The 21,935-nt window shown below is 41.0% G+C and carries 19 protein-coding genes, 1 tRNA gene, 2 pseudogenes and 1 riboswitch; of the genes and pseudogenes, 7 read left to right on the top strand and 15 right to left on the bottom strand.

Going from position 1 to position 21,935, the window contains the following annotated elements:
• Positions 1-99 precede the first annotated feature (99 nt).
• Positions 100-912, top strand: a complete 813-nt coding sequence (gene fdhD, locus C5N92_RS01915; protein WP_111749188.1) for a formate dehydrogenase accessory sulfurtransferase FdhD — start codon at positions 100-102, stop codon at positions 910-912.
• A 79-nt stretch (positions 913-991) separates the two neighbouring features.
• Here fdhD and C5N92_RS01910 read toward each other — a convergent pair whose 3' ends face one another.
• From C5N92_RS01910 to citC, 6 genes are read right to left on the bottom strand one after another with little or no spacing between them, the layout of a single operon-like run.
• The gene (locus C5N92_RS01910) at positions 992-2,443 is read right to left on the bottom strand and encodes an anion permease (RefSeq protein WP_111749187.1); all 1,452 of its coding nucleotides are present in this window, start codon (positions 2,441-2,443) and stop codon (positions 992-994) included.
• An 11-nt stretch (positions 2,444-2,454) separates the two neighbouring features.
• The gene (gene citG / locus C5N92_RS01905) at positions 2,455-3,804 is read right to left on the bottom strand and encodes a triphosphoribosyl-dephospho-CoA synthase CitG (RefSeq protein WP_111749186.1); all 1,350 of its coding nucleotides are present in this window, start codon (positions 3,802-3,804) and stop codon (positions 2,455-2,457) included.
• Between the two features lie 42 nt (positions 3,805-3,846).
• Positions 3,847-5,358: a citrate lyase subunit alpha gene (citF, locus tag C5N92_RS01900; RefSeq protein WP_111749185.1), complete on the bottom strand. Its 1,512-nt coding sequence runs from the start codon at positions 5,356-5,358 to the stop codon at positions 3,847-3,849.
• A gap of 11 nt (positions 5,359-5,369) precedes the next feature.
• Positions 5,370-6,245 carry a citrate (pro-3S)-lyase subunit beta gene (citE, locus tag C5N92_RS01895; RefSeq protein WP_165827740.1) on the bottom strand — a complete coding sequence of 292 codons (876 nt, stop codon included), beginning with the start codon at positions 6,243-6,245 and terminating at the stop codon, positions 5,370-5,372.
• Complete coding sequence (gene citD, locus C5N92_RS01890; RefSeq protein ID WP_111749184.1) at positions 6,242-6,532, bottom strand: citrate lyase acyl carrier protein; 291 nt, start codon at positions 6,530-6,532, stop codon at positions 6,242-6,244. The genes citE and citD overlap by 4 nt, the downstream gene beginning before the upstream one ends.
• Before the next feature lie 26 nt (positions 6,533-6,558).
• Positions 6,559-7,569, bottom strand: coding sequence for a [citrate (pro-3S)-lyase] ligase (gene citC, locus C5N92_RS01885; RefSeq protein WP_111749183.1), 1,011 nt, complete (start codon positions 7,567-7,569; stop codon positions 6,559-6,561).
• A gap of 292 nt (positions 7,570-7,861) precedes the next feature.
• On the opposite strand from citC, the gene metF reads away from it, so the two are divergent.
• On the top strand, positions 7,862-8,743 hold the full coding sequence (metF, locus tag C5N92_RS01880; protein WP_111749182.1) for a methylenetetrahydrofolate reductase: 882 nt from the start codon (positions 7,862-7,864) through the stop codon (positions 8,741-8,743).
• A gap of 192 nt (positions 8,744-8,935) precedes the next feature.
• Here the strand turns inward: metF and C5N92_RS01875 are convergent.
• Positions 8,936-9,361 (bottom strand): annotated as a pseudogene (locus C5N92_RS01875) (integrase core domain-containing protein); the annotation flags it as partial.
• 115 nt (positions 9,362-9,476) lie between these two features.
• On the opposite strand from C5N92_RS01875, the pseudogene C5N92_RS01870 reads away from it, so the two are divergent.
• Positions 9,477-10,583: pseudogene (locus tag C5N92_RS01870) on the top strand (DNA primase family protein); the annotation flags it as partial.
• Positions 10,584-10,879: 296 nt separating this feature from the next.
• Here the strand turns inward: C5N92_RS01870 and C5N92_RS01865 are convergent.
• The 5 genes from C5N92_RS01865 to mepA form a co-directional block, all read right to left on the bottom strand.
• A complete protein-coding gene (locus C5N92_RS01865; RefSeq protein ID WP_238138432.1) occupies positions 10,880-11,986 on the bottom strand; it encodes a tyrosine-type recombinase/integrase in 1,107 nt (368 codons plus the stop codon).
• 195 nt (positions 11,987-12,181) lie between these two features.
• Positions 12,182-12,267, bottom strand: a tRNA-Leu gene (locus C5N92_RS01860).
• 12 nt (positions 12,268-12,279) lie between these two features.
• Positions 12,280-12,609 carry a preprotein translocase subunit SecG gene (gene secG, locus C5N92_RS01855; protein ID WP_111749181.1) on the bottom strand — a complete coding sequence of 110 codons (330 nt, stop codon included), beginning with the start codon at positions 12,607-12,609 and terminating at the stop codon, positions 12,280-12,282.
• Between the two features lie 123 nt (positions 12,610-12,732).
• Positions 12,733-14,652 (bottom strand): DNA topoisomerase III, encoded by a 1,920-nt coding sequence (locus C5N92_RS01850; RefSeq protein WP_111749180.1) that lies wholly within the window; start codon positions 14,650-14,652, stop codon positions 12,733-12,735.
• Between the two features lie 7 nt (positions 14,653-14,659).
• Complete coding sequence (mepA, locus tag C5N92_RS01845) at positions 14,660-15,487, bottom strand: penicillin-insensitive murein endopeptidase (protein ID WP_111749179.1); 828 nt, start codon at positions 15,485-15,487, stop codon at positions 14,660-14,662.
• A 214-nt stretch (positions 15,488-15,701) separates the two neighbouring features.
• Positions 15,702-15,879, top strand: a riboswitch (Lysine riboswitch).
• A 95-nt stretch (positions 15,880-15,974) separates the two neighbouring features.
• Between mepA and lysC the strand changes: the two genes are divergently transcribed.
• The 4 genes from lysC (at position 15,975) to C5N92_RS01825 (ending at position 19,383) form a co-directional block, all read left to right on the top strand.
• Positions 15,975-17,327 (top strand): lysine-sensitive aspartokinase 3, encoded by a 1,353-nt coding sequence (gene lysC / locus C5N92_RS01840; protein ID WP_111749178.1) that lies wholly within the window; start codon positions 15,975-15,977, stop codon positions 17,325-17,327.
• Positions 17,328-17,496: 169 nt separating this feature from the next.
• Entirely contained in the window at positions 17,497-18,654 is a 1,158-nt protein-coding gene (gene tgt, locus C5N92_RS01835; RefSeq protein ID WP_111749177.1) for a tRNA guanosine(34) transglycosylase Tgt, read from the top strand.
• Positions 18,647-19,159 carry a hemerythrin domain-containing protein gene (locus tag C5N92_RS01830; protein ID WP_111749176.1) on the top strand — a complete coding sequence of 171 codons (513 nt, stop codon included), beginning with the start codon at positions 18,647-18,649 and terminating at the stop codon, positions 19,157-19,159. Before tgt ends, C5N92_RS01830 begins: the two co-directional genes overlap by 8 nt.
• A complete protein-coding gene (locus C5N92_RS01825) occupies positions 19,159-19,383 on the top strand; it encodes a sulfurtransferase TusA family protein (RefSeq protein ID WP_111749175.1) in 225 nt (74 codons plus the stop codon). The genes C5N92_RS01830 and C5N92_RS01825 overlap by 1 nt, the downstream gene beginning before the upstream one ends.
• A 120-nt stretch (positions 19,384-19,503) precedes the next feature.
• On the opposite strand, the gene C5N92_RS01820 is transcribed toward C5N92_RS01825, so the two are convergent.
• From C5N92_RS01820 to rbfA, 3 genes are read right to left on the bottom strand one after another with little or no spacing between them, the layout of a single operon-like run.
• Complete coding sequence (locus tag C5N92_RS01820) at positions 19,504-20,577, bottom strand: lytic murein transglycosylase (protein ID WP_111749174.1); 1,074 nt, start codon at positions 20,575-20,577, stop codon at positions 19,504-19,506.
• Between the two features lie 18 nt (positions 20,578-20,595).
• Positions 20,596-21,513 carry a tRNA pseudouridine(55) synthase TruB gene (truB, locus tag C5N92_RS01815; protein WP_111749173.1) on the bottom strand — a complete coding sequence of 306 codons (918 nt, stop codon included), beginning with the start codon at positions 21,511-21,513 and terminating at the stop codon, positions 20,596-20,598.
• Between the two features lie 2 nt (positions 21,514-21,515).
• A complete protein-coding gene (gene rbfA, locus C5N92_RS01810; protein WP_005713730.1) occupies positions 21,516-21,899 on the bottom strand; it encodes a 30S ribosome-binding factor RbfA in 384 nt (127 codons plus the stop codon).
• Between the last annotated feature and the right edge of the window lie 36 nt (positions 21,900-21,935).

Here is a 21,935-nt window from a genome sequence, read left to right as displayed (position 1 = left end):
ATAAATCAGCATAAATTTGATCCAAGCCAAAATTGTGCGAATGATACATTTTTTTAACAAAATAAACTACTAAATTAAACAAAAAATCAGAGGAATAGTGTGAATAAGATCACAAAATTTGATGTCGTACGACTTCTTGTTGAGAAAGGTTCTCTACAACAACAATTTCAACAGGATAACCTTATTCAAGAAGTGCCTATTGCCCTTGTTTACAACGGTATTTCTCATACTGTCATGATGTGTACGCCCGATCATTTAGAAGATTTTGCTCTCGGTTTTTCCCTTGCAGAAGGTATCTTAAACCACAAAAATGATCTCTACGATTTAGAGATTGTAGACAGTTGCCACGGTATTGAAATCCAAATGGAAATTTCCACTCGGCGATTTACCCAACTCAAAGAGAAACGCCGTTCTATGGCTGGGAGAACAGGGTGCGGTATTTGTGGTGTAGAACAACTTGAACAAGTGCAACAAAATTTTAAAAATTTCTTACAATCTAACCGCTTGTTTGATATTGATCCGATAATTTTAGATGGGTGTTTAGCACAACTTGAAGAAGCACAACAGCTGTCAAAGCTTACGGGCGCAAGCCATGCTGCTGCCTTTTTCTCTCCTGAAGGAAAATTATTAGCCATTCGAGAAGATGTCGGACGACACGTTGCTCTCGACAAACTACTCGGTTGGCACGCCAAAGCAGACCAACCTCTCGGATTCGTTTTTGTCACTAGCCGAGCCAGTTTTGAAATGGTGCAAAAATGTTTAGCCTGTGGAATCGAAATGCTCTGTGCGATTTCTGCAACAACAGAAATGGCAGTAAATATGGCTCTCGATAATAATTTCACCCTACTCGCTTTTACCCGTAAAGGAAAAACGACTATTTACTCTGGTAAACATCGTCTTTTGCTCTCTTAGTATTAAATCAAAAAGGTATGTTAGTTGAAATAACATACCCTTTTACTCTATTTATAAGATATTACATAAAATAATCAGACTATTTTGCTGGCGATAACCACTCAAGGCTAAAGAGTAATTCCCACCACGCAATACCGATTGTGCAGTGAATAATTAAGCTACCGAAAGCGATAATTGCCCCTGCAATCCACCACGAGCGGATATCGTTATAGCCCGCACCGAAAGTAATTGGACCCGGACCGCCGCCGTAGTGCGTAACAGAACCACCGTAAGAGTTAGAGAATAATAAGCCTAATGCTAATAATTCTACTGGCGCACCTGCAACCTTACCTACTGTTGCAAAAACAGGAACCATTGCCGCTACATAAGCACCACCTGATGCGAATAAATAACGTACTGCAACGCTAGTGGTTAAAATCGCGAGTAATGCGATAGTACCGTGATTGTCGAAGTTCATTACTTGACCAAGTACATCCGCTAACCATTTGAAGAAGCCCGCTTTTTCCAACGCACCTGACATACCGATGATACCGCCGTACCAAATTAATGTATCCCAGCCCGCTTTGTTTTTGCGAATGTCGTCCCAAGCAACAACGTTTAATACGATACAAAGTACCATTACACCAAGTGCAACAGTAGTTGCATTGACATTTAAGGCATCAGCAAAGATCCAGCAGAAAAGAGCAACCACGAATAATACCGCTAATGCTTTTTCACGGAAGCTCATTGGACCTAATTCTTCCAAACCTTTACGAGCAATTTCTTTGTTATCAACCTGTTTTAATTCAGGTGGTGAAACTAAGTAGCAGATAAATGGAATGATAAATAAGCAGAGTAAGCCTGGAACAGATGCCGCAAGGAACCACTGAATCCAGTTCATATCAAAACCTAAAATCGGTGCCATTAACGATAACGCTAATGCGTTTGGAGCCATTGCCGTTAAGAAGATATAACTGGTTGTTTTTACGACCATATATACATTCATTAACAGATAGCGACCCGCTTTTTTCGGGCTTTTTTCAGGATCAGACCCCAGTGCAACAGCAATACTGTTGATGATTGGGAATACGATCCCCCCTGCACGTGCTGTGTTTGACGGTGTTGCTGGTGAGAGCAACAAGTCTAAAAACATTGTGACATAGCCTAAACGTAAAGTTGTGCTACCCATCCAACCGATCATATGGTAAGCGATACGTTTACCTAAACCCGTAATCACAAAAGCAGAACTTAGCGTAAAGGCGGTGAAAATCAACCAAGTTGTACCAGATTGATAACCCGCAAGAGTTTGGCTGATTTTGACAAGATCTGTTGCCCCTTCGGTATTACCGATCACCGCCGCCGATGTTGCCACCGCAGCAAGCAAAATAACGGGTTCACCGTAAGGCTTAATCACTAGCCCAACAATTGTCGCCAAATAAATTCCGAATAAACGCCACGCAATCAGAGAAAGTCCCTCTGGTGCAGGCAATAAAAAGACGATTGTCGGTATCGCTACCAAAACCGCTAATTTTTGGACTTTAGATAAAGCCATTTTAAGTACCTCTATAAAAGAAATGAATAAAAGAAAATAGTAAGTGCAAGTAAATCTGCACTGCCGCCAGCACTGAGATGTCGTTCAATACAAGCGAGATCAAACTCGTGAAGCTTCTGCTCCAAATAATGTTGATCTTGATAAATTTGTGAATCGGCTAAGAGTGCTTTTGCTGTCTGTTGCACAAATGCCAATCCTGCCATTCCCCCACGATGAACTACATTGGTGTCTTGATTTTTCGCCATTAGTTGTAACAACAGCAAATGAAGCTGATGTTGCCACGCTCTTTGTGGTTGAGCTTTCAGCCATTGATAGCCCATTCTGACTAATGGAAAGCCTTGCTCAGCTTCGCCCCTTGCCCCTGTTAAACCGAACTGTCGGAACAATTTTACCCCCGCCGTAAGCGGTAAGTTTTCAGGGTAATGTTGCAACTCTTGCGTTAAGCCTTGCGTAAATTGGCTGACTAACTCGCAAATGGCTTCAAGAGTAAATGGCTGTTGTTGAGCAAATAATCGTCCGATAGCACAGCAGACTAAACCAAAAGCAAAAATCGCCCCTTTGTGCGTATTCACCCCGCCTGTTGCCTGCAACATTGCCTGTTCCGCCTGTAAACCAAGCGGGCGGATTTGGGCTAAAATTTGCGATGTTTCAAGGGTTGATGTTGCGATACCCTTTCTAACAAACTGAGCGAAGAACGGACGTAGTGCGTAACTACTGGCTTCAAAAGTGTGGATATCCATATCCTGATGAGATCCATTGCTAACACGATCAACCAAACCAGCTTTTGGGGTTAAATACGCTTCTTCTAACAACGCTTCAGAAACTCGCTCGGCAATCTCATCTGCCAAAACACGCTGTTGCATTTCAGCTAAAATATCGCCAATGGCGTGTTTGCGAGATCTGGCACACTGTTTTGCATCATCGCTGCAAAGCAAACAAGGACGAGCGTTGAAGCCAAATTCACTGCGACTGAGTAATTTCCCTGTTGAATCAATCACATCAATATCCCACAAACGAGCTAAAGGCGAACTTTCTTCAAGGGAAATCACCGCTTGTTTAAGCGTTTTTGCATCTATCGGTAACACAAACAGGGCTTCGTGTCCCGTCTCTAACGGGCGAATAAACTCCTCCGTTGGTTTGAGCGAAAGTTGCGAAAACAAAGCGGTGAGATGAGCCAAACATTTTGCAAAAAGGTGATCGAGTAACGAGTTTTTCTTGACCGCACCACAGGCTAATAAAGTGACCGATAGCACCGTTTGCCCATATTGTTGCAAACAGCGTTGTTGCAACAACATCCGTTCTTCACGGGCAGCTAACAACTGCTCTAGCGAAATTTCAGTGCCTTTTAAGGATAAATTCATTAGCTTCACTCTTTTTGCCGTTCTACTCTTTTGCCGTCTTATTTACTCTTTAATCTGATACACAGTATCGATCACCGAGCCGTCGCGATAACGCACCACTGCCACTGGTTTATCAGTAAACTCAATCGCTTTTGGCTTCCCTGTAATCGCATAGGCTTTTTCCATTAATTGCTCAATGGTAAAGGTCTCAATACCTGCATTGTGCAAGGCTTCGATCAAGTCTGGGCGTTTTGGATTGACCGCAATACCGTGATCGGTCACTAAAATATCAATGTTTTCGCCTGGTGTAACGCAAGTGATCACTTCATCCACTACCGTAGGAATACGTCCACGCACAAGCGGAGCCACAATAATCGCCACTTGAGCAGATGCAGCCGTATCACAGTGACCGCCTGAAGCCCCACGAATAATGCCATCAGAACCTGTTAACACGTTCACATTAAAGTGTTTGTCAATTTCTAATGCACTTAAAATCACCACATCTAAACGCTCAACAGAAGCCCCTTTGGAGCTAAAGTTTGCATATTGGTTTGCAGAAACTTCAATATGATTTGGATTGCGAGCCAGTGATTCAGCGGCATCTTTGTCGAAACTTTGTACATCGATTAACTTCTTAATCAATCCCGCTTCGTGTAACGCCACCATACTTGATGTAATTCCGCCTAACGCAAAACTTGCGGTGATATTTTGCTTACGCATTTTATCTTCAAGGAAACGAGTTACCGCCAATGCTGCACCGCCTGAACCTGTTTGTAGCGAGAAACCGTCTTTGAAATAGCCTGAAGCAAAAATCACTTCAGCAGCTTTACGGGCAATTAAAAGCTCACGCGGGTTAGTGGTCATACGCGTTGCACCGCCGCCAATCTTTTTCGGATCGCCGACTTGTTCTACTTGCACAATTAAATCAACCTGATCTTGTGCAATACTTGCTGGGTGATGTGGATAGGTCACTAATTCTTCTGTTAATAGCACCACTTTATCCGCAAATTCGGCATCGACACGGGCATAACCTAAAGAACCACATTTGCTTTTACCGCTATAACCGTTCGCATTACCGAACTCATCACAAGCAGGCACACCTAAAAAGGCCACATCAATTTTTAACTCACCACTTTTAACCAAATGCACACGTCCACCGTGCGAATGGATATTGACCGGCTCTTCAAGGATACCTTTGGAAATTTCATCCGCTAATTTACCACGCAAGCCTGAAGAATAAATTTTACGCACCACACCATTTTTGATGTGTTCAATAATCGGGAAGTGGCTATCAATTAATGAGCTAGAAGCGAGCGTTAAATTTTTGAATCCCATTTCAGCAATTTTATTCATCACCATATTCACCACGAAATCGCCGCCGCGAAACGCGTGGTGAAAAGAGACCGTCATTCCATCTTTTAAGCCTGAACGTTTAATCGCTTCTTCTAAAGATGCACATAATTTGCGGTCTTTTGCCGTTCGAACTAATGATTCAGCTTTTGGCACTGCTTGGTAAGCGGATAGATTGCTACGATTTTCTGCAAATTGTGCTACACGTTGTTCTCTTGTTGTCATTGCTGTTCCCCTTACTCGTCACGAATACCTGATTTCGCACGTTCAAGCACTAATCTTGCACGTTCAATGATTGGTGCATCGATCATTTTGCCGTTTAACGACACCACACCAAGCCCTTGTTGCTCCGCTTCTTCTGCGGCATCAATAATTTTTCTTGCTTGCTCCACATCTTTTTGTGTCGGTGCAAATAAATTATGTAGTAGCTCAATTTGACGTGGATTGATTAACGATTTGCCATCAAAGCCAAGTTGTTTAATTAATGCCGCTTCTTGTAGGAAACCTTCCTCATTATTGGCATTGGAATAGACCGTATCAAAGGCTTGAATACCTGCTGCACGAGCCGCTTGTAAAATCGAACAACGAGCGAAGAGTAATTCAATGCCCTCTGGCGAACGTTCTGTTTTCAAATTACGCACATAGTCTTCCGCCCCCAATGCAATTCCGATCAAGCGGGGAGATGCTGTCGCAATTTGGTTAGCTTGAGTAATGCCCAATGGCGATTCAATCGCCGCCAACATTTTGGTACTACCTACTTCACGTCCACAAGCCTGCTCAATCGACGTAATTTCACGATCCATATCGATCACATCTTGTGCCGTTTCCGTTTTCGGCATACGCACCACATCAACGCCCGCACGCACAACCGCATTGAGATCTAACAAACCAAACTCAGAATCCAACGGATTTACACGCACAACCGTTTCCATCTCTTTATAAAGTGGGTGTTGTAACGCGTGAGCCACCAATAAACGAGCCGAATCTTTCTCTTTTAACGCAACGGCATCTTCAAGGTCGAACATAATCGAATCAGGTTTATAGATAAAACTGTTGCTAATCATCGCCGCATTTGAACCTGGCACAAACAACATACTACGTCTTAATTTCATAGGATCGCCTCCCAATTCATCGTCTCGTCTGTCGCTCGCATTAGTGCCGCTTTAAGTCTTGCTCTTAGCACACAATCTAATGCCCCTTTGTCTTCGACAATCACCTGCACATTGGTAACAGATAAGTCGGATAAGACCGCTTGTACCGTTGCCAAAATATCATCTCCGAACTGTTTGCCTACCGAGCTGTTGATTTCAATTTCAACACCCGATGTGTTAGGCTCAATACGGATCAACGCATCGCTTGATTCAAGCGTACCTGCAACTGCAGATTTCGTTATCTTCATTGTATTTTCCTCTAATTTAATAAAATTCAATTTGGCTTCATTTGAGTTAAAAAATGAAACGTCGTTTGGGGGACTAAATGTACTAATTCATCCCACTTTTGTTCTTTCAATAATTGGCGAACCCTTGATGCTGAAATCGGTTCGTCTTGATACATTTTACGCTCCAGCTCAACTACCTCGATTGTTGGCTCATTCATTTCTGCTTCAGTCAGCCAATAATGCATTTTTCGGTTGTATTCAGCGGTCACGGCACATAATGGCTCGGTCCCCACAAAGCGGTGGGTTATGGCTAAGGCTGGTGCAATACGCTGGCGGAAAAGTTTGAGATCGAGTTCAAGATAAAGATCGTCCGTTAGCCCTTTATCTTTTAAAAAGTAATTGGGAAAAGTCGCTCTGGAAATAATATAGTCAGAACCTGAATGTAAGGTAATGCGAGATAAATCCTCAATGCCTTGTTCAACAAGCTGAAAACGATCTGAATAAGAAAATTGTGAAGCGTTTTCCCCTACGACAAACAGATGAAGATGTTCGCATTGGGCTAAAGCTTGTTCAATAAGATAGCGGTGTCCTAGCGTAAATGGGTTCGCATTCATTACGATAGCCCCGATTTTATCCCCTTGAACACGCAATTCACGCCATTTTTGACACTGTTTTGATAAGCGAGTGGCACTGTTTTCAAGTAAGACGACGTTAGGATAAGCTGTTGAGATAGGGTAAAAACCGCAAGAAGTGAACAGAATTTCGTATTCAGGTTTGGTATAAATGAAAAGTTTTGAACGCCCGAGTTCATAGGCAAGATTGATGATTTCAGTGGCTAATTTAAGAGCAATCCCCTCTCCCCTACATCGCTCGTCTATCGCAACACATTTAATGATGTTGCCTGATAAACCCGCACAAGCCACTATTTGTTCTTGCTCATTAAACGCAACCACAAACTGCTCAATGTGCGAATCCAGAGTGAGTTCATTTTGATGTAAAAAATGGGTTATCACTGCCAATTTTTTACCATTTTGAGCTGAAATCCGTTCAAAATACATAGCAATAGATAATAACTTTCCAAGTAAAAAATAAATATGAAACGGAGTGAATTGTAGCAGTTATGGCACTTTATGGCTTGATGTTAATCAAATTTTTAATGCTAATCCCTAAAATTTTTTTATGAATGATGAATAAATTTCATATAAAAAGCGGAATAAGTAAATTGACATCATATTGCACTCTCTTTAGAATTTAGACATCTAAACGTCTAAACAAAAAAATTACAAAGGCGTTCAGTATGCAAATTAAACATTATACAACCCCACTAAGCACTCTCATCAGGAGTAGAGTATGAGTTACGCAAGAGAAATTGACCTTTTAAATCAAAGTGTCGCTGACCTAAATGGTAAAATAAATGTATCGTTCGAATTTTTTCCACCTAAAAATGAAAAAATGGAAACGTTACTTTGGGATTCTATTCATCGTTTAAAGGTATTAAAGCCTAAATTTGTATCAGTAACTTATGGGGCAAATTCTGGAGAGCGTGATCGTACACATTCAATTGTTAAAACAATTCAACAAGAGACTGGGATTATTGCAGCACCACATCTAACAGGAATTGATGCAACACCAGAAGAACTTCGTCAGATTGCTAAAGACTATTGGGATAGCGGTATTCGTCATATTGTTGCTCTCCGTGGCGATGAACCGCCTGGATATAACAAAAAACCTTTTTACGCATCAGATTTAGTTAAGCTCTTAAAAGATGTAGCGGATTTTGAAATTTCTGTTGCAGCGTATCCTGAAGTACACCCCGAAGCAAAATCTGCTCAATCCGATTTGCTCTATCTTAAACAGAAAATTGACGCGGGTGCTACACGTGCTATCACGCAATTTTTCTTTGATATTGACAGCTATCTACGCTTCCGCGATCGCTGTGCGACTATCGGCATTGATGTAGAAATTGTACCAGGCATTTTACCAGTCTCTAATTTCAAACAACTTGAGAAAATGGCAAAAATTACCAATGTCAAAATTCCAAGTTGGATGAGTAAAATGTATCAGGGACTAGATGATGACCAAACTACACGAAATCTTGTGGGTGCAAGCATTGCTATGGATATGGTAAAAATCCTTTCAAAAGAAGGCGTGAAAGATTTCCATCTCTACACACTAAACCGTTCTGAACTTAGCTACGCGATTTGCCATACACTAGGAATAAGACCTGAGTAAAGTAACTTTTTTCATGAGTATGGATAAATTTTTATCCATACATGACTTTTGGCAATTATCCGCTTGAAGTTGGACAACAAATGTTGTCATTAAATGAAAAAGATAGGCTTAATAGAGAAAATGATTGCTTTAATATGTAGAAGAACAAACCCAATCTGACAGTCCCCGTTTAAAATTACAGTGCTTGCCAGATTAATTTGAGCTTAAATTCTTTTCTGCCCAAATTCGTTTCCCATCAAGTAAAGTTGCCATCGGAGTTCTTCCACAGCACATTTTTCCTTGATGGGTTCGATGATGGTTATAATACATCAACCATTCATCTAAATCAGCTTGCAATGTCGCTAAATCAGTATAAATTTTATTCCGAAATGCCACTTGATAAAACTCTTGCAAAATTGTCTTATGGAAGCGTTCACAGATACCATTTGTCTGAGGATGCTTCACCTTTGTTTTACTATGTTCAATATCGTTTATCGCTAAATAAAGCTCATAATCATGATTTTCTACCTTACCGCAATATTCACTTCCACGGTCCGTCAAGATACGTAACATCGGCAAACCTTGGCTTTCAAAGTAAGGCAACACCTTATCATTGAGCATATCGGCAGCGGTGATTGGTAGAATAAAACATGAGAGTTTCCTTTTTTGTTTAGATTGAATTTTGCACTCATATTCTAAACGGGAAACTCTCACTTTTAGAGTGATTTGTCAGATTAAGTCTGATCTTCTACAGCTTAAGTTACAATTACCTAAAATGGCAGAGCCTTCAGCGGATTTTATCGCTTTCAATAATGGCGTGCTAAATCGTAATACGCTGATATTTGAAACACATAACCGTTTGAATTGGTTAAAAGCCTGTATTCCATACGATTATGATGATCGAGCAACAGAAACACCGCATTTTAATCAATGGCTTGCTTTTGTCTCAGATGGTAATCCAAACAAAGCTAGAAACATTTTAGCAGCGTTGTATGCGATTTTGACTAATCGCTATAACTGGCAACTATTCTTCCAGGCGACAGGGAAAGGTGGGAGCGGGAAATCTGTATTTGCGAGTATTGCTACGCTATTAGCTGGTGAAAAGAACACAGCATCGAGCAAACTGGAAAACCTTGATGATGAAAGGGGACTAGCAGGCTTAGAGAATAAAAGGTTGATTATATGCCCTGAGCAGTCTAAATATGGTGGTGATAGCGGAGAATTAAAAACCATTAGTGGCGGAGACACTATTAGAGTTAGATACAATTACAAAGATCCTTTTGATGTAAAAATCCCCGCTCTCATTATGCTAGTTAATAATCAGCCTTGTTCTTGGACAGAAAGAAATGGCGGTATTGAGCGTAGATTAGTGAATTTTCATTTTTCGAGTGTTATCCCTGAAGATAAACGAGATCCTGATTTTATGGGAAAAATTGTATTAGAAATAGGCGGTATTATCCGAAAAGTTTTGAGTGCGTTTTCAACTCCACAAGACGCAAAAATTGCACTTGAAGAGCAAAAAAACAGTCAGGAAGCGTTAGAGATTAAAATAGTCTCAGACCCACTTACTGCTTTTTTTGAGTATTTCTACACATCAGAGCAAGCAAACGGGCTATTTATTGGTACAGCGTCGATGAACTCAGCAAGAATACATACGCACATTTACCCCGCTTATTTAGCCTATACAAGTGCATTCAACATCAGGGAGCTAGGTTTAAATACTTTTGTATCTAGTATTGAACAGGCTTTAAAACAGCATAAGAATAAACACGAATTTCTGAAGAAAAGCACCAAACACGGTAGGCGAACAAACATTCATTTTAAAGATTTTGAGCAATTCAAAGCAGATATATTCAGTTAACAAAGCGGGGGAAACCCCGCTTTTTTGTCACTCTTAACCTAAAAAGGTGAACAGATGATTAATACAAAGGCGAATACCTTTTTAACATAACTAATTGATTTTAAAAATAAAAATGCGATTTTGTGAAGAGTAAAGACTAAAAAGTAAAAAAAATTTTTTTCGCTTTTTTTTATTTTATTCTAACTCCAAAATCATTCCGCATTGTTCGCAATAATCGCCGATCATCTGCATTACAGGCTTTCGCTCTTCTAAATAGTTGTAGCGGTTGTAAGTGTTTTCCAAATCGTCTCCACTTTCTAGCAAAGAGATAAAATAGTCTCTGATACATTGCGATCAACTTTCTTTGATGCTAGAAATGTTTTTATAAATGCCCGTATGCCGTGAGCGGTCAATCTATCTTTATATCCATTTCTTTTTAATGCCGTGTTTACTGTGGCGTTACTCATTGCCTGATTGATTGAATTTCTGCCGCGAAAAATATAAGGGCTTGAATCTGAGTGTATTTTCATTATCTCGAGTAATTGAAGTGCTTGAGAAGATAAAGGCACGATATGGGGGCGTTTTTTATCTTCTTGCCCTTTCATTCTCTCTTTGGGGATATACCATAATTTTTCGTCAAAATTGATTTCATTCCATTGGGCATTTACTGCTTCATTAGGACGAAGTGCAGTAAGAAAGCTCCAACAAATTAAAAGGTAAGTTTGCTTTGATAAATTAGCCTGATTGAGATCGTTAAATAAATCATTTAATTCATCTATTTTTATCGTTGGATTAGGTTTTGACGGCTTAATGTAAAAATTCTTAATAGCTAGCTTGCAGTTATGGCTATCTATCACACCTTTAGTAACAGCGTGATCCATAATCGCCCCGATTAATTGATGCAGCTTCTTCAATGTATTGCTGTATTCAGCAAAATTCTCATAGATTTCAACCAGCATCTTGACTTTGATTTCTGAAACGTGGAGATGCCCGATATGCTGAAAAATATGCTTTTCTAGCCTGGCCCAGTTTTTCTTTCTTATTTCTGGATTTTTGGCTTTTTGCTGATAAATCCCATTGAAATAACTTTCAGCGACAGAATAAAAAGTATCTCTAGAACGGCTTTCTGTTTCTTCCTGTATGCGTTGCTTTTCTGCCTGTGGATCAATCCCTTGAGCAAGCAAAGCGTTATATTCATCTCGTTTAGCACGAGCTTCTATTATTTCAACCGCAGGATAATCACCAATAGTCAAATTTGTTCTTTGTTTGGTGACAGGTTTTTGATAGTTAAACACCCACGCTTTACGGCCCGAAGTTTTTATTCTTAAGTAAAGATTTTGCCCGTCAGGGAGAGAATATTCTCTTTCTTTTGGCTTAGCTTTATCGATTTGAAGTTTTGAAAGTGGTCGTACAATTTTTGGCATAGATTTCCCCCTTTAAAATCTGTTGTAACACACAAATCGAATTATAAAACCGTGTTACAAAACGTGTTACAAAAATCTCTGAATTGATACGATAAACGGCGAAAGGCTACGATAAGCAAAAAAGCCTTGAAACGTTGATTTTCAAGGCTTTTCTCTACTTTTGCGTTAGCTTGCGATAAGCTAAAAAAGGTTAAATGGTGCTCTGGGCGAGACTCGAACTCGCACATCCTCTGGACACTACCCCCTCAAGATAGCGTGTCTACCAATTCCACCACCAGAGCGTAAATTTGATATTATTGCGGTATGTCGCTGTTTTCTGTTTTAGCTGGAGCAACTTGTTGTTTTTGCTCTACACCACTTAAATCTTCAAACTGGCTTTTTGGTGCGGCAGTTTGTGAGTTTAAGTTGCCGATAACTAGGCTAATGCTAAAGAAGATAATCGCTAAAATTGCTGTTGTTCTTGACAAAAAGTTTGCAGAACCTGCTGAACCAAATACCGTTCCAGCTGCACCAGCACCAAATGAAGCACCAGCATCTGCACCTTTCCCTTGTTGCATTAAAATAAAGCCAACAAGTAGGATTGCAACAACAAGATAGGCAATCGTAAGTACATTAATTAACATTGTTTTCTCTTTAATCTGTTCAAAATAAAATTCCGCTTGAGCGGAATTCGTTTCGATGGCGTGAATGATAGCTATCTTTACTTTTCCTTGCAAGTGGATTTTACAAAAATCGGTGTATTCGGTTTATTTTTCAACATTTTGTAGCGCTTTTTTACGATAACCGCTTTTACCGTTCGTGGTAAGCGGTGTGATCTTCGCCAAATTTTGCAAAATTTGCTGATTTGGGGAACGTAATAAACTCGGCAAACGTTGGTTTAAATCTGCCATAAATTGTTGATAACTTGCCTGTTTTTTGCTGATGTCGGTCAATTGCATTTCCCAGTGAGCCGTCATATCGGGCTGTGTGGCAACATCAGGCAAAGCACTGATTAAGGTTCGCCCTGCTTCTGTGCTGTGAATGTTTCTGCCTTTTTTGACGAGAAAGCCACGTTTGAACAGCAGTTCAATAATCCCTGCCCGAGTCGCTTCCGTGCCTAAGCCGTCTGTTTCTCGTAGCACTTTTTTGAGCTGTTTATCTTGCACAAAACGGGCGATCCCCGTCATTGCCGACAGCAAAGTTGCATCGGTAAAATGGCGTGGCGGTTGCGTTTTTTTGCTGACGATCTCACCGCTTTCACACCATAATTGTTGATCTTTTTTCACCACAGGCAACAACGGCTCAATCACTTCATCGCTATCTTCCTTGCCCAATAGAGATTTCCAGCCAGCCACAACTAAATTGCGAGCTTGTGCCACAAAGGTTCCGCCTGCAATGGTCAAGACAATTTTGCCTTTGCGATATTCAGCATCAGGGCAAAATTGCATCAGATATTGCCGAGCGATCAGCTGATAAATCCGCTGTTCGTTTTGGGTTAAACTCACTTGCCCTTGACGAGATGTCGGAATAATAGCGTGGTGGGCTTCAACTTTGCTGTCGTTCCAACAGCGATTTTTCTTATTTGGATCAAGCACTTCGGGTTTTTCAGCATATTCAGGCAGATGATGGGCTATCGCTGCCATAACCTTAAACCGCTCCGCAAAATGTTCGTTTGGCAAATAACGATTGTCCGAACGGGGATAAGTGATCAATTTGTGCGTTTCATAAAGTCGCTGACAAATATCTAGCACATCTTGTGCCGACAGCCCAAAACGGCGAGCGGCATCAATCTGCAACGCCGACAGCGAATAGGGCAAAGGGGCGGTTTCGCTCTCAAGTTTGTCTTGATAATCTGCTACACAAGCGGTCTGTTGAGTGATACGTTTTACCACATTTTCAGCCAACGCTTGAGATAGCACTCGCCCGTCTTCATCTTGATAATCTTCGCAGGCTTTGCTCGGCTGCCACTGGGCTTGAAAGCGTTCCTGCGTTTCAGGCACTACCACATTGGCAAGCACTTCAAAATAATCTTTTGGCACAAAATGCTCGATCTCCAGATCTCGCCGTACAATCAGCCCCAACACGGGCGTTTGCACCCGTCCAACCGATAACACGCCTTTGTAACCAGCCCAACGCCCTTGTAGCGTATAGGCTCGGGTCATATTGATCCCATACAGCCAATCCGCCCTTGCTCGAGCCAATGCCGATGTCGCAAGCGGTATGAAATCTCGATTAAATTGCAATTTATCAATCGCTTTTTTGACGGCGTTTGGATTGAGATCACTAATCAAACAGCGTTGAATTTGGGCTTTGCGTTCAGGGGCAAGGTTGAGATAGCCAAACAGTTCGTCCACGAGCAACTGCCCTTCACGATCAGGGTCGCCAGCGTTTACCAAAATATCCGCTTGCTTAATCAAACGCTCCACCACTTTAAACTGTTTGAGCGTCTCTTTTTTCGGAATAAGTTTCCACTGTTCAGGAATGATCGGCAAATGCTCCATTCGCCACATTTTAAAGCGTTCATCATAGGCATCGGGTTCCGCTTGCTCAAGCAAATGCCCGATACACCAAGTTACCACATTATCTTCGCCACACTGAATAAAACCGTCCCCACGAGTATGGGGCTTCGGCAACACATCAGCAATGGCTCGCCCTAAACTAGGCTTTTCTGCGATAAACAGACGCATAAACCGTTTACAAACCTTGTGACGATAAGATCATTTGGCACAACTGCGGTGGTTGTGGAATGGTTTTCGCTTTTGGGGTTGTTGTTGATGGTGGTGCAGGTTCAAACCACGAATAAAGCTCTTCGCCACAGCCGTCTCCAGCAGGAACAGGGGCTTGATTTTCGCAATTTGCTGCATCTGCAGGGCAAGTCAAACGAACGTGAAAATGTGAGTCGTGAGCATACCACGGACGAATTTTACGCAACCAGTTTCGATCTGTGCCAGCAGTGTGACAGAGTTTCACTTTAATCGCAGGATTAACGAAAATGCGATCCACACGGGGATCGGACGCCGCTAATTTCAACAGTTTTGTATGATTATTCGTCCATAAACGTTCATCAACCACATTGGTGTTGCGATCAACCATAATGGTCGCAAGCCCAGCTGGATTGCGAGCGGTTTCATCGTCCATAGGACCAAAACGCAACCAAATATCCGCATCTAACCCCGTTTGGTGACTGGCGTGTCCCGATGAAAAACGCCCACCAGCAGGCATACCCATATCCCCGATCAAAATCGGCGGAATACCTGACGCTTTGGCGTTTTTCCCTAAGGTTTGCAAATAGCTAAGTAGCTGTGGGTGACCATAATAGCGGTTTTTCACCGAACGGATCACCTGATAGCCTTCGCCCTTTAACGCCAAAGGCTTCGCCCCAATAATACAACCGTTACTGTATCCACCAATAGATTGTGCTTTCCCCTCCACAGGCGTACGGATTTGTTCCCATTGGGTTGCAATAGCAGTGGCTGAAAAAGCGACAAGGCTTGAGAGCAGTAGACTGTTGATAAATTTCATTTTACTTTCCTAAATAAAGGTGATTTGCAAATTTCTATTCTAATTTAACCGCTTGGGAAAAGCAAAATCCCCCCCTGACTCTTATTTTGTATAGAGTTTATCCACTTGATAATAAATTTTACCTATAACATAAATTATATTTGACATTACTATAAGAAAAAGTTATTTCTATACACGTTTTTCGCCAATTGCGAAAGAAAGTTATAGTGCAAATTATAGCGGGAGAGGTGCAACACTCAGGTAGCTTATCTTAGGGAACTAGACCGTTTGAGGATAAGTAATGGGAGTGATTGCCGAGGTGTGAATTCACTAGACTGGAATGATCATCGGCTGAGCAGGTTGAATCCTATCAGCTGTCGTTTAATAAAATTAAACGGAGTGCTCTTAAATTTGTTGTAAACAAACCAAAAGTAACTCATTTCAATTTCCTATCTCTTATTCCACCCTATTTGTAAACACACATTTATCTTATATAGGAAATTTTTATATGTCTCATCTTTCTGTTGCCAAATTTGGTGGAACTAGTGTTGCAAATTTCGATGCAATGACAGCTTGTGCCAATATTGTTATTGCAGATACAAATACCCGAGTTGTTGTATTATCTGCTTCTGCAGGCGTCACTAATTTTTTAGTTGAACTTGCAAATGGTTGTGATGCTACACGTCGTGCAGAAATTTTAACTGCTGTACGTGCTATTCAATACAATATCATTGATAAATTACAACAACCTGAAGCCGTTTCTGCAGAAATAGATGCATTGTTAAATCATATTACTGCACTTGCTGAATCTGCAAGCCTTGCTACATCTGCAGCACTCACAGATGAATTAATTTGTCATGGTGAGATGATGTCTACTAAGATCTTTACGCAACTCTTGAAAGAGCGTAACTTCCCAGCTGTTTGGGTAGATGTGCGCACTGTTGTGGCAACAAATAATCACTATGGTAAAGCAGCCCCAAATGATGCAAAAACTCAGGCACAATCAGATGCCGTGATTAAACCATTAATTGCTGAAGGTAAAGTGGTGATTACACAAGGTTTCATTGGTCGTGATGATGAAGGTAAAACAACAACCTTAGGCCGTGGTGGTAGTGACTATTCTGCAGCACTTCTTGCTGAAGTATTGAATGCCAATGATGTGTTAATTTGGACAGATGTACCTGGGATTTATACCACAGATCCACGCGTTGTTCCTGCAGCACAACGTATTGATACTATGAGCTTTAGTGAAGCAGCAGAAATGGCAACCTTTGGTGCAAAAGTATTACACCCAGCAACATTATTACCTGCAGTACGTAGCAATATTCCAGTATATGTGGGCTCAAGTAAAGCACCTGAACAAGGAGGAACTTGGGTAACACGTGATCCACAACCACGCCCAACTTTCCGTGCACTAGCTTTGCGCCGTAACCAAATTTTAGTAACACTTTCAAGCTTAAGCATGCTACACGCACAAGGCTTTTTAGCGAAAGTGTTTGCAATTTTAGCGAAACACAAAATTTCAGTAGATGTCATTACCACCTCTGAAGTCAGCATTGCATTAACGCTAGATAAAACGGGTTCTGCATCTTCTGGGGCTGATATGTTATCTGAAGAACTTTTAGCAGAATTACGTGAACACTGTAACGTAAAAGTAGAAGGTGATTTAGCCTTAGTTGCCATCATTGGTAACAACCTACATGACCAAGCAGGTATTGGCAAACAACTCTTTACAACTTTATCACCATATAATGTCCGCTTAATTAGCTATGGTGCAAGCCCTAATAACGTTTGTACTTTAGTTAAAAATAGTGAAGCAGATGAAGTGATTCGTGCATTACATTCAGCATTATTTGAATAATTGAACACCGTACAGTAATTTCATATTTAAATAAGGACTGAAGTAAATTAGCAACAATGCTAACCCACTTCAGTCTCTTTCTTTTTACAATTCTATCTTACCTTATGGGTTTATTACATAAAATAAGGTAGAATATTTCTTTTACTTGAACTGTTTATTCGAGGCTTTAATGAAATACGAACTTAAAAAAACTAACGGAAACGCTCGTCGTGGGCGTTTGACCTTTTCTCGTCCAAAGGGCGAATACCACGTTGAAACCCCTGCCTTTATGCCTGTCGGTACTTACGGCACGGTAAAAGGAATGACCCCTGAAGAAGTCGCCCAAACGGGTGCACAAATTCTACTTGGCAACACTTTCCACCTATGGCTGCGTCCAGGTCAAGAGATTATGCGTCAGCACGGCGATCTGCACGATTTTATGCAGTGGCACGGGCCTATTCTCACCGACTCGGGCGGTTTCCAAGTGTTTAGTTTAGGCAAATTACGCAAAATCAAAGAAGAGGGCGTCTATTTCCAAAATCCAATCAGTGGCGAAAAAGTGTTCCTTTCCCCTGAAAAATCAATGGAAATTCAATACGATCTCGGCTCTGATATTGTGATGATTTTCGATGAATGTACCCCATATCCTGCGACTTTCGACTATGCCAAACAGTCAATGGAAATGTCGCTCCGCTGGGCGAAACGTAGCCGTGATCGCTTTGATGAATTGCAAAACCCAAATGCACTGTTCGGTATTATTCAAGGCGGTGTGTATGAAGAATTGCGTAAAGTGTCAGTGGAAAAATTGGTTGAAATCGGCTTTGACGGTTATGCGGTCGGCGGTTTAGCAGTGGGCGAACCCAAAGAAGATATGCACCGCATTTTAGAGTACGTCTGCCCACAAATTCCAGCGGACAAACCACGCTACTTAATGGGCGTAGGCAAGCCTGAAGATTTGGTTGAAGGCGTACGTCGTGGTATTGATATGTTCGACTGTGTAATGCCGACCCGTAACGCACGTAACGGACATTTATTCGTGACCAACGGTATCGTTAAAATCCGTAATGCGAAATATCGCAACGACATCTCACCGCTTGATCCTGAATGTGATTGCTACACCTGCAAAAATTATACCAAAGCCTATTTGTACCACTTAGACAAATGCGGTGAAATTTTAGGGGCAAGATTGAACACCATTCACAATTTACGCTACTACCAACGCTTAATGGCAGAAATCCGTCAAGCGATTGATGAAGATCGTTTTGATGATTTTGTGGTCGAATTTTATCAACGTATCGGCAAGGAAGTACCGCCATTACAATTAGCTAAAGAGAGTGAAAATGCTTAATTTAACTCCACAAAAATTGGTAACATGGGACGAACCAATTGAAATGCTTTACGCTTGCCACGGCAAAGTGAAAGATTTCTGTCGCCAACTACAACTGCTACCTGACTATCTAGCCAAAAATGGTGTCAATCAGGCGGTGAAAAATGATGTGCAACAGATTTTGAACTATTTCAATCAATCCGCACCGCTTCACCACGATGACGAAGAAAAAGATTTTTTCCCTGCGTTAATCAAACAACGCCCTGAAGCACAAACGGAAGTGGATTTGCTTGAAGCTCAACATATTGAACTTCATCGCAACTGGGACGAATTGTCTGCTCAATTAGTCGCTCTGCTCAATGGCGAACGTAACGAGATTGATGCGGATCTGATCAAGCGTTTTGTGGCAGGTTACGACCAACATATCGCCATTGAAGAACCGCTATTTGAACTCGGGCGTGAGCATTTAAGCCTAGATGAGCTTAATGCTATCGGGCAAATTATGGCAGATCGCCGTCGTATTTGATGAACTATTTACTCGATCTTTCTAATTATCGTTGCCCTATTCCCCTTTTAATGGCGAAAAGGGCAATTGAAAAATTACATAGAAATGAGCAATTAGATATCATCTTAAATAGCGAATCTCTGCTACAAGATTTTTTTCTATTGTGTCACACACATCAGTGTCAGATTCATATTAATGAAAATACTTCAAACAATTTAATGTCTCTGACAATAAAGAAAAACTAAGCAGAAATAATAATAAAAAACCGTGTTAAAACGATCTAATAAAGTTTTAACACGGTTTTTTAGAGAAACTCTCACTTTCTTAGGCGTTCTTAAGCTTTTGACTCTTAAGAGCTATAAGCTTTATTCTGAACTTTGTAAAATTCTATCCGCAAACTTTCCAATACTCACCGCAAAATTGTTCGATTTATTCCAATCCAAGATCGTACGGAAATTATTAGAGACTAAAAATGCTCTGCCGACTTCTTTGTCAGGGCGAACGAGCCATAATTTAGTCGAACGTAACGCATTTAATTTTGTGGTTTCTTGGGCATTTGGATAGGCTAAATAAACTCCCCAAGCTTGCCATTCCGCCAATGTTTTCGCTTTATTATCTTCAATACCCGAGAAAGATAAATCAATCGGTTGAGAAAGCTTAACTTCAACGCCCCATGGTAATTTATCATCCCAACCTACCGTTGAAAGATAATTTGCAATTGAGGCAAACGCATCATACTGATTTGTCCAAATGTCTTTTTTACCATCACTATCGCCATCGGCGGCATAGTTTAAATAAGAGGTTGGCATAAATTGGGTTTGTCCCATCGCCCCCGCCCAAGAGCCTTTCATTTCAGCACGATTAAGCGTACCGTTCTCTAGCATCTTCATGGCATTTACAAACTCTTGGGTAAAGAGTTTTTCACGGCGACCATCAAAGGCAAGTGTGGCTAACACAGAAAGTACATCAAAATTCCCTTGGTAGCGTCCAAAACTGCTCTCCATGCCCCAAAGCGCCATAATATACTCTTTCTGAACACCGTATTTTTGGCTTGCTTTTGTGAGTTGTGGCTGATATTGCCACCAGCGCTCTGCAGCAGCATCTACTTTTGCTTGCGTTAAGGTTTTATTGAGATAATTAGTTACGCCATTAGGATTTGGTGGTAACGGCGGTAAATTTGGATCGCGACGGCGATTGGCTTGTTCATGATCAAGCTCCACCGCACGTTCGATGTATTGAATATTAAACTGTGAATTTAACACATTATCTGATACACCTTCATTTGCTGCTTTCTGCTTTAAAAATACCACATAATCATTAAAATTATTTAACGTTCTCTCTTTAGGGTATTTTGCATCTAAAGCCATTTTAGGATAATTATGGCTTGAACAGCTTGCCAATAATAAACAAGCAAGCGGAAATGCTAAATATTTCTTCATTTTTTAAACTATATTATTTTATAAATTGACCATTCTACTCGGCCGAATCACATTATCTTCTCGAATTTCTGCCACACCCAAAAACTGATTTTCATCAGAAAATAGGCGTACTTGTCCATAAATTCGCTCATTATTTTCAAACTTGACTCTTTGACCAAATCCTACCGCTTTAGTTTGCGCTTCAGTTAAATTTAGATATGGCAAACGAGAGACTGCACTATCCATCGGTAGTAAAAGCGTATCAAGCTCTACAAGCGGTCTGTTTTCAGCTAAATTTTGCAAATCAGCTAATGTCATCATTTTATCAGCAGGATAATCTGCAACCGCTAAACGACGCAACATAGTGACATGGGCGCCACAGCCTAGCTTTTCACCCAAATCATCAATCAGTGTGCGAATATAAGTCCCTTTGGAACAATGCACTTCTAGGGTTAAATAGGGGGCTTGGTAGTCAATAAAAAGCAACTCAAAAATGGTAATCGGACGAGCCTCACGCTCAACCGTTATCCCTGCTCTTGCATATTCATAAAGGGGTTTACCTTGATGTTTTAATGCTGAAAACATCGTTGGCACTTGCAAAATATCGCCACGAAACGCATCAAGAGCCGTTAAAATTTGTGCAGCTTCAACTTGAACATCACGGGTTTGTACAATCTGACCATCGGCATCTGATGTATCCGTACGCTCGCCTAATTTAGCTATCACTCGATAACGTTTATCGGAATCCAATAAAAACTGGGAAAACTTCGTCGCTTCACCTAAACAGATAGGCAACATGCCCGTTGCAAGCGGATCTAACGCCCCTGTATGCCCTGCTTTATTGGCATTAAACAGGCGTTTTACTTTCTGCATAATATCGTTGGAGCTTACGCCTTGCGATTTATCGAGCAAAAACACACCGTGAACATCACGCCCTTTTTTCTTTGGTCTGCCCATTGTTACTCTTCTTCAACGTGGCGTTCTTGATCTTTACGGATCACATTAGTAACAAGGTTTGACATACGCATACCTTCAACTAAGGATTGATCGTAAACAAAACGTAATTCAGGCACGATACGTAAACGCATTGCCTTACCAACGAGCGTACGAATATAGCCCGACGCTTTATTTAACCCTTCTAAACCACGTTCTACCGCGCTCTCATCACTATCAAATAAGAAAGTGACAAACACTTTGGCATAAGCTAGATCACGACTGATTTCAACATCAGATACCGTCACCATACCAATACGCGGGTCTTTCACTTCACGTTGTAAAATAATTGCGATCTCTTTTTGTAGCTCTTGGGCTACACGATCGGCTCTTGAAAATTCTCTTGCCATCTGTTTCTCTTTTCAAAATAAGTAAAGCCCGAAAAA

The sequence above is a fragment of the Glaesserella australis genome (genome assembly GCF_003260095.1).
GTDB classification, from domain to species: Bacteria; Pseudomonadota; Gammaproteobacteria; order Enterobacterales; family Pasteurellaceae; genus Glaesserella; species Glaesserella australis.
This window is presented reverse-complemented; position numbering and strand designations above follow the sequence as displayed.

What these genes read in the sequence shown, in the direction of transcription:
- C5N92_RS01825 (WP_111749175.1), top strand. Translation starts at nt 19,159, where the DNA reads ATGAACTATTTACTCGATCTTTCTAATTATCGTTGCCCTATTCCCCTT.
- lysC (WP_111749178.1), top strand. Translation starts at nt 15,975, where the DNA reads ATGTCTCATCTTTCTGTTGCCAAATTTGGTGGAACTAGTGTTGCAAAT.
- citF (WP_111749185.1), bottom strand. Translation starts at nt 5,358, where the DNA reads ATGACAACAAGAGAACAACGTGTAGCACAATTTGCAGAAAATCGTAGC.
- C5N92_RS01820 (WP_111749174.1), bottom strand. Translation starts at nt 20,577, where the DNA reads ATGAAGAAATATTTAGCATTTCCGCTTGCTTGTTTATTATTGGCAAGC.
- C5N92_RS01910 (WP_111749187.1), bottom strand. Translation starts at nt 2,443, where the DNA reads ATGGCTTTATCTAAAGTCCAAAAATTAGCGGTTTTGGTAGCGATACCG.
- mepA (WP_111749179.1), bottom strand. Translation starts at nt 15,487, where the DNA reads ATGAAATTTATCAACAGTCTACTGCTCTCAAGCCTTGTCGCTTTTTCA.
- C5N92_RS01865 (WP_238138432.1), bottom strand. Translation starts at nt 11,986, where the DNA reads ATGCCAAAAATTGTACGACCACTTTCAAAACTTCAAATCGATAAAGCT.
- metF (WP_111749182.1), top strand. Translation starts at nt 7,862, where the DNA reads ATGAGTTACGCAAGAGAAATTGACCTTTTAAATCAAAGTGTCGCTGAC.
- truB (WP_111749173.1), bottom strand. Translation starts at nt 21,513, where the DNA reads ATGGGCAGACCAAAGAAAAAAGGGCGTGATGTTCACGGTGTGTTTTTG.
- C5N92_RS01830 (WP_111749176.1), top strand. Translation starts at nt 18,647, where the DNA reads ATGCTTAATTTAACTCCACAAAAATTGGTAACATGGGACGAACCAATT.
- C5N92_RS01850 (WP_111749180.1), bottom strand. Translation starts at nt 14,652, where the DNA reads ATGCGTCTGTTTATCGCAGAAAAGCCTAGTTTAGGGCGAGCCATTGCT.
- rbfA (WP_005713730.1), bottom strand. Translation starts at nt 21,899, where the DNA reads ATGGCAAGAGAATTTTCAAGAGCCGATCGTGTAGCCCAAGAGCTACAA.
- citG (WP_111749186.1), bottom strand. Translation starts at nt 3,804, where the DNA reads ATGAATTTATCCTTAAAAGGCACTGAAATTTCGCTAGAGCAGTTGTTA.
- citC (WP_111749183.1), bottom strand. Translation starts at nt 7,569, where the DNA reads ATGTATTTTGAACGGATTTCAGCTCAAAATGGTAAAAAATTGGCAGTG.
- tgt (WP_111749177.1), top strand. Translation starts at nt 17,497, where the DNA reads ATGAAATACGAACTTAAAAAAACTAACGGAAACGCTCGTCGTGGGCGT.
- citD (WP_111749184.1), bottom strand. Translation starts at nt 6,532, where the DNA reads ATGAAGATAACGAAATCTGCAGTTGCAGGTACGCTTGAATCAAGCGAT.
- citE (WP_165827740.1), bottom strand. Translation starts at nt 6,245, where the DNA reads ATGAAATTAAGACGTAGTATGTTGTTTGTGCCAGGTTCAAATGCGGCG.
- secG (WP_111749181.1), bottom strand. Translation starts at nt 12,609, where the DNA reads ATGTTAATTAATGTACTTACGATTGCCTATCTTGTTGTTGCAATCCTA.